Origin of the sequence: Neptuniibacter marinus (genome assembly GCF_001597725.1) — a bacterium.
Lineage (GTDB): Bacteria > Pseudomonadota > Gammaproteobacteria > Pseudomonadales > Balneatricaceae > Neptuniibacter > Neptuniibacter marinus.
The window spans coordinates 342,899-357,519 of record NZ_LUTR01000002.1; the positions used below are offsets into that span (position 1 = coordinate 342,899).

10 protein-coding genes are annotated in these 14,621 nt (G+C 46.7%); all 10 read left to right on the plus strand.

From position 1 onward, the window contains the following. The first annotated feature begins 391 nt into the window (after window positions 1–391). Entirely contained in the window at window positions 392–634 is a 243-nt protein-coding gene (locus A3774_RS03520; RefSeq protein ID WP_067863167.1) for a helix-turn-helix transcriptional regulator, read from the plus strand. After that, on the plus strand, window positions 621–2,363 hold the full coding sequence (locus tag A3774_RS03525) for a DUF927 domain-containing protein (protein WP_067863170.1): 1,743 nt from the start codon (window positions 621–623) through the stop codon (window positions 2,361–2,363). The genes A3774_RS03520 and A3774_RS03525 overlap by 14 nt, the downstream gene beginning before the upstream one ends. A 272-nt stretch (window positions 2,364–2,635) precedes the next feature. Next, on the plus strand, window positions 2,636–2,860 hold the full coding sequence (locus A3774_RS03530; protein ID WP_067863173.1) for a helix-turn-helix domain-containing protein: 225 nt from the start codon (window positions 2,636–2,638) through the stop codon (window positions 2,858–2,860). Between the two features lie 9 nt (window positions 2,861–2,869). Continuing rightward, a complete protein-coding gene (locus A3774_RS03535; protein ID WP_067863176.1) occupies window positions 2,870–5,290 on the plus strand; it encodes a type I restriction-modification system subunit M in 2,421 nt (806 codons plus the stop codon). Next, the gene (locus A3774_RS03540) at window positions 5,287–6,609 is read left to right on the plus strand and encodes a restriction endonuclease subunit S (protein WP_067863179.1); all 1,323 of its coding nucleotides are present in this window, start codon (window positions 5,287–5,289) and stop codon (window positions 6,607–6,609) included. Before A3774_RS03535 ends, A3774_RS03540 begins: the two co-directional genes overlap by 4 nt. Beyond that, a complete protein-coding gene (locus tag A3774_RS03545; protein WP_067863180.1) occupies window positions 6,602–7,732 on the plus strand; it encodes a DUF262 domain-containing protein in 1,131 nt (376 codons plus the stop codon). The genes A3774_RS03540 and A3774_RS03545 overlap by 8 nt, the downstream gene beginning before the upstream one ends. After that, entirely contained in the window at window positions 7,725–8,834 is a 1,110-nt protein-coding gene (locus tag A3774_RS03550; protein ID WP_067863183.1) for an AAA family ATPase, read from the plus strand. The genes A3774_RS03545 and A3774_RS03550 overlap by 8 nt, the downstream gene beginning before the upstream one ends. Further along, window positions 8,831–9,811, plus strand: a complete 981-nt coding sequence (locus tag A3774_RS03555; RefSeq protein ID WP_067863186.1) for a hypothetical protein — start codon at window positions 8,831–8,833, stop codon at window positions 9,809–9,811. The genes A3774_RS03550 and A3774_RS03555 overlap by 4 nt, the downstream gene beginning before the upstream one ends. 70 nt (window positions 9,812–9,881) lie before the next feature. Next, a complete protein-coding gene (locus A3774_RS03560) occupies window positions 9,882–11,354 on the plus strand; it encodes an ATP-binding protein (protein ID WP_067863189.1) in 1,473 nt (490 codons plus the stop codon). Window positions 11,355–11,492: 138 nt separating this feature from the next. Next, a complete protein-coding gene (locus A3774_RS03565) occupies window positions 11,493–14,615 on the plus strand; it encodes a type I restriction endonuclease subunit R (RefSeq protein ID WP_067863191.1) in 3,123 nt (1,040 codons plus the stop codon). Window positions 14,616–14,621 lie beyond the last annotated feature (6 nt).

Here is a 14,621-nt window from a genome sequence, read left to right on the forward strand (position 1 = left end):
CTCGAAGTAAAGTGAGCCAAGATCTGAGCTGGTCATGTCGATTTTTTACTGTTTTTTCGACATGTCTTTCTTGTGTGTCGATACACTCGACATATAAACACTCCATCCATACGACTCACCAAAACCGAGTTTTGAGTAGGAAACTTCAAAGCAGTACGCCATCCCTTGGGCTTTTGGGGCAGTTTGGGCAAAGCCTTAGTTCACGCCACTTAGGCACACACTAACCCTGCCCACAGGGAATTTATGACTTGGGGCATAATGTCAATTCTGGGGCAGCTAGCTACCTGTACCCTCAGAAAGCTGCACGATCTGGGCATTTATCTGCCTACTGCGTCCGATTAGTACTGGCAAACTCCTAACTGAACTTAACAGATCAGTGAGGAAGCAAACGATGAACCCAACTACACAATCATCCACCACATCAACACACTCAGCGCGTCAACAGCGGATTTTGCGCTTGCCCGAGGTAAAGGCCAAAACAGGCTTTGGCCGCAGCACCATTTATGCCTTGATGGCCAACGGTGAATTCCCAAGTTCCATTCGTATTGGCGCGCGTGCCGTGGGCTGGTTAGAAAGCGATATCGACCAGTGGATTGAAACCCGCCGTATCGGTGCTGCTTATGGCCGTGGATAAACCATTAGCATCAACCCCGTTACCTACTGCCAATGAGGTGAATAACAACATGCCAACATTACCGGCTGGTTTTGCTTATAACGCGCAAAACTGGCTGGTGATGCAACCGGCGGGGCAAGATAGCCCAATTAAAATCTGCTCTTGGCTGCAAGTGGCCGCCCGTACCCGCGATCCGCAAGGGGACAACTACGGTTATTTGTTGCACTGGTTAGACGATGACAATCGCCATCGTTACTGGGCCATGCCCGCAGAACTATTGGCCGGAGACGGCAGCGAGTACCGCCGAATCCTACTCAGCCGAGGCATGCGGCTGAGTAACAGTGTCAAAGCGCGGCAGTTGCTCTCCCTGTTTATTCAACAAATGGGCGAACTGGCCACGCAAAAGGCCATCAGCGTGAACTGCATTGGCTGGCATCACCACGCTTATGTACATCCGCGCCTCACCTTTTATCCAAGCGAACACAACAACCCGTGCATGGTGCTGCAAACTATGCACCCGATAGAAGGCTTTATTCAACAAGGCAGTAGCGACAGTTGGCGGCAGCACGTTGGCCGCTATTGTCTGGATAACCCGCTATTAATTGTTGGTGTCTGCGCTGCACTGGCTGCGCCTTTGTTGCATTTGTGCGGGGTGGATGGTTTTGGTTTACACCTCTACGGTGCCAGCAGTACTGGTAAAACTGCGGCGCTGTATCCGGCATTATCGGTGTGGGGCGAACCTAATCAACTGCGCCACAGTTGGCGTGCCACGGCCAACGGTTTAGAAGGCACAGCATTAGCGCATAACGATGCCTTACTGGCGCTAGACGAAATGGGCGAAGTTGACCCCAAAGAGGCGGGTGATGTCGCTTATATGCTTGCCAATGGCCAAGGTAAAACCCGTGCAGGCAAATACGGTGAAATGCGCTTACCCGCGCGTTGGCGTTTGGTGTTTTTATCTACTGGTGAAGTGACGCTCGAAAGCCATCTTGCCAGTATCGGCAGGCGCGTGAAAGCGGGGCAGCAAGTGCGCGTGATTGATCTCAGTGCCGATGCCGGAGCGCAAATGGGCGTGTTTAACCAGAGTCATGGTATGAGCGCTGCCGATTTAGCCGATCATCTAAAACAGCAAAGTCGCCAACATTACGGCAGCTTGGCCTTGGACTGGTTACGGTATTTAGCGCAGCACAGCGCGCAGGTGCGCCCCGTTTTCCAGAACGTACGCCAACGCTTTTTAGCTAGCTTACCAACCGAGGCTGACGGCCAAGTGCGCCGAGTCGCCGAAAAATTTGCCATACTGGCCAGCGCAGGCCTGTTAGCCATTCAAGCCAAAATACTCGATTGGCCAGTTCAAAGTGTCGAAGCCGCCTGTTTAAGCCAGCTTAACCAATGGATACTCGCCCGCGGTGGTGTGGCCGCCAATGAAGACCAACAAGCCATTCGCCAAGTACGCAGTTTTATTGAGCAGCATGGCGAAAGCCGCTTTACGCCTAAACAAACTGGTTACAGCAGCCAAGTACGCCAACGGGCGGGCTGGATAGACACCAGCGGCCCACAAACCCTCTACCTGTTCTACCCAACTGGCTGGCGTGAAGCCACCGAAGGTCTCAGCCCAGATCGCGCCGCCAAAGCACTGATGGCCGCAGGCTACCTAGTTCCCGATGGCAACCGACCACAGCGAAAAGTCAGCCTGCCCGACAACACCCGCCCACGCATGTACTGCGTGAAAGGCTGCATCTTGGATGACTAAAAAGGCGATGAATCCTGTTTAGGCTTGTAGCCTTGCAGTGAACCGCCAGTCAACACAAATAGCTAGCGAGGCTTGAAGTCCAACACAGACAATACCGCCAGAGGCATTCCCGTGAACCGCCAGCGTACCAATAACCAGCACCGAACGAATAACAAATACGCTCAATTATTTGGTTTTAACTCAAATAAGTTGAGAATAATCATAATCGTGGTAGGGTAAGCAACAGTGAAAAATCCCCAAGTTTATGGTTAAGAAAACACCGTGGAGAGAGCATGATCCGCTGCCACCTAGCCCGATTAATGGGCGAGAGAAAAATGCGCATTAGCGACGTGATGCGAGAAACCGGCCTAAGCCGAACCACTGTCACGCTACTGTACAAAGAAACCGCGCTCAAGGTGGACTTAGAGGCGCTCGATAAGCTGTGCAGTTTGTTTAACTGCGAGTTAAACCAATTATTGGAACATATTCCGGCCAAAAGCCAGACGACGAAAGATTAAGGAACCCAAATGGCCATTAAGAAAACCGAACTTTACTCTTCCCTTTGGGCCAGCTGCGATGAACTACGCGGCGGTATGGATGCCAGTCAGTACAAAGACTATGTGCTGACCATGCTGTTTATGAAGTATGTTTCTGATAAATACAAAGGCGACCCGTACGGCATGATTGTGGTGCCGCCAGGTGCCAGCTTTGACGATATGGTCGCACTGAAAGGCGACAAAGAGATCGGCGATAAAATCAACAAAGTCATCAGTGCACTCGCCGAAGAAAACGATCTAAAGGGCGTCATTGACGTTGCCGACTTTAACGATGAGGACAAGCTTGGCAAAGGCAAAGAAATGGTTGATCGGCTAGGTAAGCTAGTCGGCATTTTTGAAGGGCTAAACCTTGGCGATAACCGTGCCGATGGCGATGACTTGTTGGGCGATGCTTACGAATACTTGATGCGCCACTTTGCCACCGAATCGGGCAAATCCAAAGGCCAGTTCTATACGCCGTCAGAAGTCTCGCGCATTCTCTCAAAAGTGATTGGTATTGATAGTAACACCCCGCAAGATGCCACTGTTTATGACCCAACCTGCGGGTCTGGCTCGCTATTGTTAAAAGCCAGTGATGAAGCGCCCCGTGGCTTGAGTATTTTTGGCCAAGAAATGGATAACGCCACCAGTGCCTTGGCGCGCATGAACATGATCCTGCATAACAACGCCACCGCAAAAATCTGGAAAGGCAATACTATTGCCGACCCACAGTGGAAAGAGGCAAATGGCCAATTAAAGACCTTTGATTTCGCCGTGGCCAACCCGCCGTTTTCCAACAAAAACTGGACCAGTGGCATTAACCCCAACGACGATGAGTTTGGCCGGTTCAGTTGGGGCATTCCGCCGGAGAAAAACGGCGACTACACCTTTTTGCTGCACATCATTAAAAGCTTAAAAAGCACCGGTAAAGGTGCGGTTATTCTGCCGCACGGTGTTTTATTCCGTGGCAATGCCGAAGCGCGCATTCGTGAAAACCTGATTAAACAAGGCTATATCAAAGGCATTATCGGTTTGCCAGCCAACCTGTTCTATGGCACCGGCATTCCTGCTTGTATTATCGTGATTGATAAAGAACATGCGAATGCCCGCAGCGGTATTTTTATGATCGATGCCAGCAAAGGTTTTGCCAAAGACGGCAATAAAAACCGCCTGCGCAGCCAGGATATTCATAAAATTGTCGATGTTTTTACCAAGCAGTTAGAACTGCCGCGCTACTCGCGTATGGTGCCGCTCAGTGAAATTGCCACTAACGACTACAACCTGAATATTCCGCGTTATATTGATTCCAGCGAACCGGAAGACCTGCACGATTTAAGTGCACATCTGCAAGGCGGTATCCCAAGCCGCGACATCGATGCTTTAGAGCGTTACTGGCAAGTCTTCCCGAGTATTCGCGCCTCCTTGTTTGAGCCTGCCCGTGAAGGTTATAGCCAAGCCTTGGTTAAGGCTTCCGAGGTGAAAAGCACCATTCTGAACCATGACGAGTTTAAAACTTTCGCCGCACAAAGCCTTGAACCTTTTACTGCGTGGGCGCAGCGTTCAAACCTGAACGCCATTGAACAAGGCGAATTACCTAAACAGATTATTCACCGCATTAGCGAAGATCTGTTGCAAAGCTATGCACAAACGCCACTCCTGAGTAAATACGACATCTACCAGATCCTGATGGATTACTGGGCAGAGTCCATGCAAGACGATGTGTATGTGCTGGTGCAAGACGGCTGGCCAGCGGGAAAGGTGCTGCGTGAGTTAGTCGTTAAAAAAGGCGAAAAACTGAAAGAAACGCCTGAGCTAGTGATTGGCAAAGCTAAATACAAAGCCGAACTGATACCGCCTGCGTTAATCGTGGCGCGCTTTTTTGCCGCTGAACAAGCCAAAGTGGATAACCTGCAATCGCTACTTGATAGCGCTAGCCAAGCGTTAGAAAGTTTTATTGAGGAAAATAGCGGCGAAGACGGTTTGCTGAATGATGCACTCAATGACAAAGACAAAGTTACCAAAGCCACGGTCACGGCGCGTTTGAAATTGGCCACCGACTCGGATGAAAAGGCCGCGCTAAAACAAGCCAAAAAGCTGTTTGATGCGGAGGCCGATGCCAAAAAAGCCCTAAAAGAAGCACAAGACGCGCTCGATTTAGCGGTATGTAAGCAATACCCCAAACTTAGCATCGATGAGATTAAATCCCTGATTGTGGACGACAAATGGCTGGCAACGCTTGAAAGCAATATCGTCGCCGAAATCGAGCGCGTCACCCAACAACTGGCCAATCGGGTGAAAGAGTTGGAAGAGCGCTATAGCGAGCCACTGCCTGCTCTTACCCAATCGGTAGAAAACCTGAGCGATAAAGTGGCGGGTCACCTAAAAGCCATGGGTTTGGAGTGGGCGGTATGAGCGGAGTAGCTGAAGTAAGTCCAAAGTATCTGGCGGATATAGCTACGAATGGCGTTCCTGTTGGATATAAGCAAACGGAAGTTGGAGAGATTCCAGAAGACTGGCAGGTAACCACTGTGGGTAAAGTTGTTTCTATCACAACAGGCAATAAGAATACGCAGGATAAAGTTATTGATGGGCTTTATCCGTTTTTTGTGCGCTCTCAACAGGTTGAAAGGATTAACACCTATTCGTTTGATGGAGAAGGCGTATTGACCGCTGGTGATGGCGTAGGTACAGGTAAGATCTTTCACCATATAGATGGGAAGTTCGATTTTCATCAAAGAGTGTATTTAATGTACAACTTTGGTGATGAATTGGATGGCTACTATTTTTACATCTATTTCAGCAATAACTTCTATGATCGAATAATGTCGATGACTGCAAAGTCATCAGTCGACTCGGTTCGCCGTGAAATGATTGCTGATATGTTGATGGTTATGCCTCCAAAGGCAGAACAAGCCGCCATCGCCAATGCGCTATCCGATGTCGATGCGCTGATCAGCGAGCTGGAAAAACTGATCGCCAAAAAACAGGCCATCAAAACCGCCACCATGCAACAACTCCTCACCGGCCGCACCCGCCTGCCGCAGTTTGCCCTGCGTGAAGATGGAACGCCAAAACGCACCAAGCCAAGTGAGTTGGGGGAAATACCGGAGGATTGGGAGGTTACTGGTTTAGGGGATATTGCAGCAATAACAAAGCTCGCGGGATTTGAATATACAAACCACTTCAATTCTTATAAAGATGGCGGGGAGGTCATAGTTGTCAGAGGTACTAATATAACTAAAAATATTTTGGACTTGAGTGATGTAAAAACAATTCCAACAAGTACCTCTAAGCTATTGCCTAGAAGTCAATTGAGCGCAGGCGACATAGTGTTTGCATATGTCGGTACTGTTGGTCCTGTATATATGATTCGCGAAGATAATAAGTACCACCTTGGTCCAAATACGGCAAAAATAACGTGTAACAATAAGGTTGCCCCGGAGTTTTTACGAACGTATTTCACTAGCTATCTGATTAAGCAACAAATCGATGAGCATTTAAGTGTTGGTGCCCAACCGAGTCTGTCAATGGGAAAAATTCGTTCTTTTAATATTTTATTGCCCACCATTGCGATGGAACAAACCGCCATCGCCACCATTCTGTCCGATATGGACGAAGAGATTCAGGCGCTGGAACAACGCCTTGGCAAAACCCGCCAAATCAAGCAAGGCATGATGCAAGAGTTGCTGACGGGTAAGACACGATTAATAAAAGGGGAAGCACATGGTTGATTATCAAGAAACCGAGCTCGATGAAGAATTGGTTGCTCCAGGTGCAGAAGAGGATGAGCCGGAACTGCTTGATGAGGTGATGCACCCGTTCAACCCGACCGATATTGATATCGTCTCTGGCCCGATGTCGTTGGATGCTCTGATAAAACGTATGCGCTACGACGAAATTGATATGAATACCGATTTTCAGCGCCATGCGGAGTTATGGGATAACCGCAAGATGAGCCGATTAATCGAATCCATTTTGATCCGGTTTCCGTTACCAGCATTCTACTTTGATGCGTCTGAAGATGAAAACTGGTTAATCGTAGATGGTCTGCAGCGATTATCCTCTATTAAAAAATTTGTCATTGACGGAAAGCTCCGTCTAAGCGGATTAGAGTTCTTGGCAGAGCTTAATGGAAAGACTTTCGCTGAGCTTTCTCGACAATACCAACGACGAATAGAAGAATGCCAGGTCACGGTATATACCATCCGCCCGGGAACACCAGAAGAGGTTAAATACTCGGTATTTCGCCGTATTAATACGGGCGGCTTAACGCTTAATAATCAAGAGATCCGTAATGCGCTAGCGAAGCCACGAGACAGAGAACTGCTTGAGGAGTTAGCCAATTCTGAATACTCGAAAGTGATGTTAGGTGATCTTTCCAAACGTATGAAGGATCAGGAGCTGGTATTACGATTCTGGGCATTCTATCGTTTCGACTATCTTGACCCCAAAAACAAAAAGGAAATTGCCTCGTTTTTAGACAAAGCCATGGACGATATAAAAAGTCGTGATGAAGAAGAACGAGTCGAATTTAAACAACGGTATCTAACGGCAATTCATCGGTGTTACGGGTTACTTGGTCGCTCGGGTTTTGAGAAAGATCCTGATAATTCTCGAAAGAGATCCAAAAACACCACGCTGTTTGAAGTGTGGATGGTAGCGCTGGCTAAGTTGACGGACACGGAATTCAATTGCCTTATGAATAAGCAAAGCATCTTTCAGGCAAAGGCGCGCGCACTACTCAAAGATGGCGAATTTTTCAATGCCATTACTTATTCGACGCAGAAGAAAGACCATGTTGAACGACGCTATGAAAAGGTTAATGCGCTGATTAATGAGGTACTAAGTGATTGAATTTATTAATATTCAGAATTTTAAAACCTTGTTGAATGCCAGCTTTCCACTGGGCAATCTGAATTTATTTTCAGGCCTTAATGGCATGGGAAAATCGACGCTTGTGCAGAGCTTGTTGCTTTTAAGGCAGTCTTACGAACGTAATACCCTTAAAACCAAAGGGCTGCTGTTAAATGGTGATTACGTCAATATCGGTACGGGTAAAGACGCGCTCTCCAGTTTTAGCGAGCAAGAAGAGATTATTTTCACCGTTAAATGGCGTGAAAAAGAGCAGCCAGCACGGTTTGAGTTTGACTATCAACATGACTCGGATCTTTTACCACTACGCAAGTCGGGTATTGACGGTGATTCTGAATCCTTGAGTTTATTCAACTCTAATTTTCAGTACCTGTGTGCTGATAGATTAGGTCCACAAAGCCATCACCAGTTGTCTGAATTTCACATTCGTGATTTAAAATCGCTTGGCCATCATGGTGAGTTTGCGGTTCACTTTATCGCCGTTAATGGCGCTAAAGACTTGGAAATAGAAGCGTTGCGTCATCCAAAGGCAGTTTCAGGGACTCTACTTGCCAATATTGAAGCATGGATGTCGGATATTACACCCGGGTTAAAAATCAAAGCAGTGGCGCAGCCTCAGTTTAATTCGGCGAGCCTGAGTTACTCTTTCAACCAAGGTAAAGAAACAACCGAAGAGTTTAAGCCGCAGAATGTGGGCTTTGGCCTAAGTTACGTACTACCTGTCGTGACCAGTATTTTAAGTGCGGCAAAAGGTGATTTGCTGATTATTGAAAACCCGGAGTCACACTTGCACCCCGCTGGGCAATCATTAATGGGTAAGCTATGTGCCATTGCTGCCAATAATGGCGTTCAATTAATCGTTGAATCTCATTCTGACCATTTCCTCAACGGTATTCGGGTTGCGGTGAAGCAAAAAGTAGTTGCGGCTGACGATGTAAAAGTCTTTTTCTTGCAGCGAGATGTTCATAACTCTATTCATGCCTCAGAAGTCATGTATCCCAATATTGATGATGAAGGGCGCATTGACTGCTGGCCAGAAGGCTTCTTTGACCAATGGGATAAGGAGCTGGATAGGCTGCTATGAGCAATGGAATTGTGTTGAACCATCACTCTTTGCCGTTTGCCAGCAAAGAGGATGCAGATAATGGATTATTGGCTTTTTTTAACGTGCTTAAAGTTTGTCGAACTTCGGGTCTAAAAATCTTGTTAGTCGATGAAGATCAAGATAAGTCACTGATGGGGCTGGAACTGGCTAACGGCTACTATGTGCGCAATTGGTTTGCCACGGCAAGCAAGGTTGCAGAGCTTGCGGATTGGTGCCGGTTTCTTAAATCCCTTGAAACGAAACAGCCTCTCTTTGAAACCGTGGATATTGAAAGTGTTGGTGATGCATTAGAAGTTGGCTTGCCAGGAGAAACTTCAGGTAAACCGGTGCTATTGGCCGCGTTATATTTTGAGACATTTCTTGCCAGTTTCACTGCTCTGTCTGCCTGGGCAAATAGTCATGTTAAAGTTTGGGTTTTCGAGCTGGATGCAACACCAGAACAAAGGGATGAAGCGCTTTTAAATCTGAGTGATTCTGCAAGCTTAGGTGTGCATGGTGATGAGCTCAAACAACGCCGTAATACGTTGTTATGTTCCGCTAAGAATATTTGGTTGCAAAGAGCGGAATTGTTTCCTCATATCACTTTTCCACTGTCAGGGCAAATTGGTACAAGTCTGCAAGGTTGGTCTGCCAGGCAAAATGTCTTGCTCAAGGCGCGTGATGCACTCAATGTGATGGAGTCGTTTAGTGATAAATGGCTTGCAGGTGACTATGTTGAATATCGCCATGAGTACTTAAGAGACTTGGGCTTGGCTGCTGAAGTTAGCGGTGAATCAGACAGCGTAGCTAATGATCCCAAAAAGAAAAAAGAGCGCATGTTTTGGTTAGATGATGGGCGACAGGTCTATTGCGAGAATCATGTAAAACTACCTGACGGCTACCGCCTGCATTTTTATGCTGATGCATTAAATACGCGGATATATGTAGCGTATTTAGGACCGCATTTAACTTTATGAATTTAAGGAAGCCTCATGATTAACTTAGCTCCATTCTGTATGGCACAGCTTAGCGCACTTGGAGATTGCCATGCCCGTTGATATGACATCGCAACAGTTGCAGGGGTTATTAAAAGAGCTCTGTTCATTGCCCACCGAGACAGAATGGGTTGAGTTTAAACGCAATGCCGATGTTGAAAAAATCGGTGAATATATATCGGCGCTGTCCAATTCGGCTGCATTGATTGGCAAACAAAGTGCTTACATGGTGTTTGGTGTCGATGATGATTCCCATCAAGTAGTTGGCACAACCTTTAAGCCATCGCAGCAAAAACATAAACAACAAGAAATTGAAAACTGGTTATTGCAAAAGTTGCAGCCAAAAATCCACTTTCGCTTTTATGAGTTTCTGGCGGGTGAACTCGAAGAATTGGCCGTGGTGATTTTAGAAATACAACCAGCCACGCACAATCCTGTTCAATTTGACGGTATTGAGTTTATTCGTAGTGGTTCTTATAAGAAAAAACTCAAAGAGTTTCCGGAAAAAGAGCGAGCCTTATGGCGAGCGTTTGATAAAACGCCTTTTGAGCAACAATTAGCTGCAAGCAATATCTCATCCGAAGAAGTGTTGAAGCTGCTTGAGTACCCAGACTATTTTGATTTAACCGGGTTACCCTTGCCTGACAACCGCAGTGGGATTTTGGAAGCGTTAAAAGCCGATAAGTTGATTCAGCCTGCCGTAGGCGGGCAATGGAATATTACAAATCTTGGTGCGATCTTATTCGCAAAGAAGCTGCAAAACTTTGCTCACCTAAGCCGCAAGGCTGTCCGTTTAATTCAGTATAAAGGCAATAGCCGAATTGAAACTGTTAGGGAAATTGAAGGCAATAAAGGGTATGCGGTTGGTTTTGAGGGGCTGATTGATTACTTAAAAACGTTATTGCCGTCAAATGAGGAAATAGGAAAAGCGTTTCGCAAAGAAGTGCCAATGTACCCTGAATTAGCGATTCGTGAGCTAGTGGCTAACGCCATTATCCATCAGGATTTTTCTTTAACCGGTACTGGCCCCTTGATTGAAGTCTTTGAGGCTCGAATGGAAATCGTTAACCCGGGGACTCCTTTGGTTGCGACGGAGCGATTTTTAGACTCACCACCACAAAGTCGTAACGAGGCGCTGGCTTCTTTTATGCGGCGGGTAAACATTTGTGAAGAGCGCGGTTCGGGTATTGATAAGGTCGTTTCGCAAACGGAGTTCTATCAACTGCCTGCGCCGATATTTGAGATGACTCAAAACCATACTCGATCGGTGCTCTTTGGCCATAAAGAGTTTGCTGAAATGGACAAAGAGGATCGCATTCGTGCGTGCTATCTGCATTGCTGTTTAAGACATGTGAACCGTGAGCATATGAACAATGCTTCTCTACGTGAACGCTTTGGTATCGAACAAAAGAATCAAGCTCAGGTAAGTCGAGTGATAAAAGACACCGTGAACGTAGGGTTGATCAGAGCCTATGACCCAGACGCTGGAACGAAAGCTATGCGTTATGTGCCTTGTTGGGCGTAATTTGCTTGATCGTTGCTTGACTGAGTGGTGCTGAATCTAACTGGTTTGGTAGTAATGTATTGATTTAAATGGATAAAATTTGCTTGATCGTTGCTTGATTGGCAAGGGGAACAAGCTTCGAATTGATTAGAGGTTAGGATGAGTAACGTTGGTCAGCGTGAGCGCGCTACCCAAAATCGTATCGTTCAGTTTTTTCAAACTGACTTAGGCTATCGCTATTTAGGCGATTGGCAGGAGCGCGCTAATAATAAAAATATTGAAGTAGATATCCTCGTTGATTGGTTAAAAAAGCGTGGTGTCAGCGAGGCGTTGATCAATCGTGCTATTCGTCAATTGGATACGGCAGCAGCGCTGGGCGAAGGTAAAAAGCTCTATTACGCCAACAAAGAGGTTTATCGCTTGCTGCGTTACGGCGTGAAAGACAAAGAAGGTGCTGGCCATCTTAATGAAACTGTGTGGCTGATTGACTGGAAAAACCCAGAAGCAAACGATTTTGCCATTGCCGAAGAAGTGTCCATTAAGGGCGAGAACCTCTCCCCTAAAATTAAGCGCCCAGACATAGTGCTGTATGTTAACGGTATTGCTGTTGGCGTGATTGAGCTGAAACGCTCTTCTGTGTCGGTTTCCGAAGGTATTCGGCAGAACCTCGATAATCAGAAGAAAGATTTTATTCGTAACTTCTTTACCACCATGCAATTGGTGATGGCGGGTAATGATACGCAAGGCTTGCGTTACGGCACGATTGAGACACCAGAAAAGCACTACCTAGAGTGGAAGGAAGATTGCAGCAGCCATGAGCCAAATAGAGGGCCATACGATCATAAACTCGATTTTCACCTGAGCCGCGTGTGCAACAAAGCGCGCTTGCTGCAAATTATCCATGATTTTATTGTTTTCGATGCGGGTATTAAAAAGACCTGTCGTCACAATCAATTCTTTGGTATTGAAGCGGCAAAACGCCATATCACAAGGCGAGAAGGCGGCATTATTTGGCACACGCAAGGTTCTGGCAAAAGCCTCACTATGGTATGGCTGGCCAAATGGATTCGTGAGAATGTCAAAGACGCCCGTGTATTGATCGTGACCGATCGCACAGAGCTGGATGAGCAGATTGAAAAAGTGTTCACCGGTGTTGAGGAAGATATTTATCGCACCAAAAGCGGTGCCGATTTGGTGGCGACGCTCAATCAGCCCAACCCTTGGTTGGTTTGCTCTTTAGTCCATAAATTTGGTCGGCAGTCTGATTCGGAAAACGATACCGTGACGGATGAGTTTATTGCCGAGTTGAAGAAATCCCTACCATCGGACTTTAAAGCCAAAGGCGATTTGTTTGTGTTTGTGGATGAGTGTCACCGTACTCAATCGGGCAAGTTGCACGAAGCGATGAAGTCCATCCTGCCAGAAGCCATGTTTGTCGGCTTCACCGGCACCCCCTTGATGAAGAAAGACAAGAAGAAATCGGTTGAGGTATTTGGCCCTTACATTCACACCTATAAATTTGATGAAGCCGTGGCCGATGGGGTGGTGCTCGACTTGCGCTATGAAGCACGAGACATTGACCAAAATGTCACTTCGCAGAAAAAGGTTGATGAATGGTTTGAGGCCAAAACACGCGGATTATCTCGATTAGCGAAAACCCAGTTGAAACAGAAATGGGGCACCATGCAAAAGGTGCTGTCCAGTAAATCGCGTTTGCAGCAGATTGTGAATGATATCTTGCTGGATATGGACACCAAACCACGCCTGATGGATGGCTACGGCAATGCCATGTTGGTCTGCTCTAGTGTCTATCAAGCTTGTAAAGCTTATGAAATGTTCAGCCAAACAGATTTAGCCGGTAAGGTGGCTATTGTCACCAGTTTTCAGCCGACCGCTGCCAGCATTAAAGGGGAAGAAACCGGTGAAGGCTTAACGGAAAAGCTCTTTAAGTACGATATTTACCGCAAAATGCTTGCGGATTACTTCGAGCAACCGGAAGACAAGGCCGCAAACCGGGTCGAAGAGTTTGAACAAGAAGTTAAAAAGCAATTTATTGATGAGCCAGGGCAAATGCGCTTACTGATCGTGGTCGATAAGTTGCTGACTGGCTTTGACGCCCCTTCGGCGACCTATTTGTATATTGACAAACAGATGGCTGATCACAATCTGTTTCAGGCTATTTGCCGCGTGAACCGCTTGGATGGCGATGATAAAGAATACGGTTACATCATTGATTACAAAGATCTGTTCCGCTCGTTGGATAAAGCGATTTCTGATTATACTCAAGGCGCATTTGATGGTTATGACAAGGAAGACGTTGCAGGGCTGCTGAAAGATCGTTTAGAGCAAGCCAAGCTCGATTTGGATAATGCGCTTGAAATGGTGCGCGCCTTGTGTGAGCCAGTCATAGCGCCACGCAATACGGAAGACTACATTCATTACTTTTGTGGTAAGTCAGGTCTGAACCAAGACGAGCTTACTGAGAAAGAGGCACTGCGTTTAACGCTTTATCAGAACGTTGCCAAACTGCTGCGTGCGTTCGCCAATATCGCCAATGAAATGCCTGATGCAGGCTATTCTGCGCAAGATGTAGACTCGATAAGAACAGAAGTGGCTCATTTTGAAAAAGTCCGTGACGAAGTAAAACTGGCCAGTGGCGATTTGGTAGAAATGAAACGCTTTGAGCCTGCCATGCGCCATTTGTTAGATATGTATATTCGTGCGGATGACAGCGAAGTGCTGATGGATTTTGAAGAGCTGGGTCTAATTGAGCTTATCGTTGAAAAAGGCGCTGATGCCGTGGAGGCTTTGCCTGAAAGTATTCGTAAGAATCAGGAAGCCATGGCCGAAACCATCGAAAATAACGTGCGTAAAACCATCGTTGATGAAAACCCGGTTAACCCCAAGTATTACGAGCAAATGTCGGTGTTATTGGATGAGCTGATTGAGCTTCGTCGCCAAAAAGCGATTGAATATCAAGAGTATCTGGAAAAAATCCGTGAGCTATCTCGTAAGGTTATACGTCCTGAGCAGACAGCGGCTAACTATCCGCCATCGATGGACTCTAATCCCAAACGCGCGTTTTACGATAATTTTGGTCAAGATGAATTACTGGCTACCAAAATAGATAGTGCCATTCGTTATACCAAAAAAGCGGACTGGGTGGGAGATCGCTTTAAGGAGCGAGAAATTGCCAATGCTGTGCGAGAAGAAACGGCGGGTTATGAAGTGGATATTCAGGGTGTAATGGAATTGGCAAAAGCGCAAAAAGATTATTTATGAATAAAG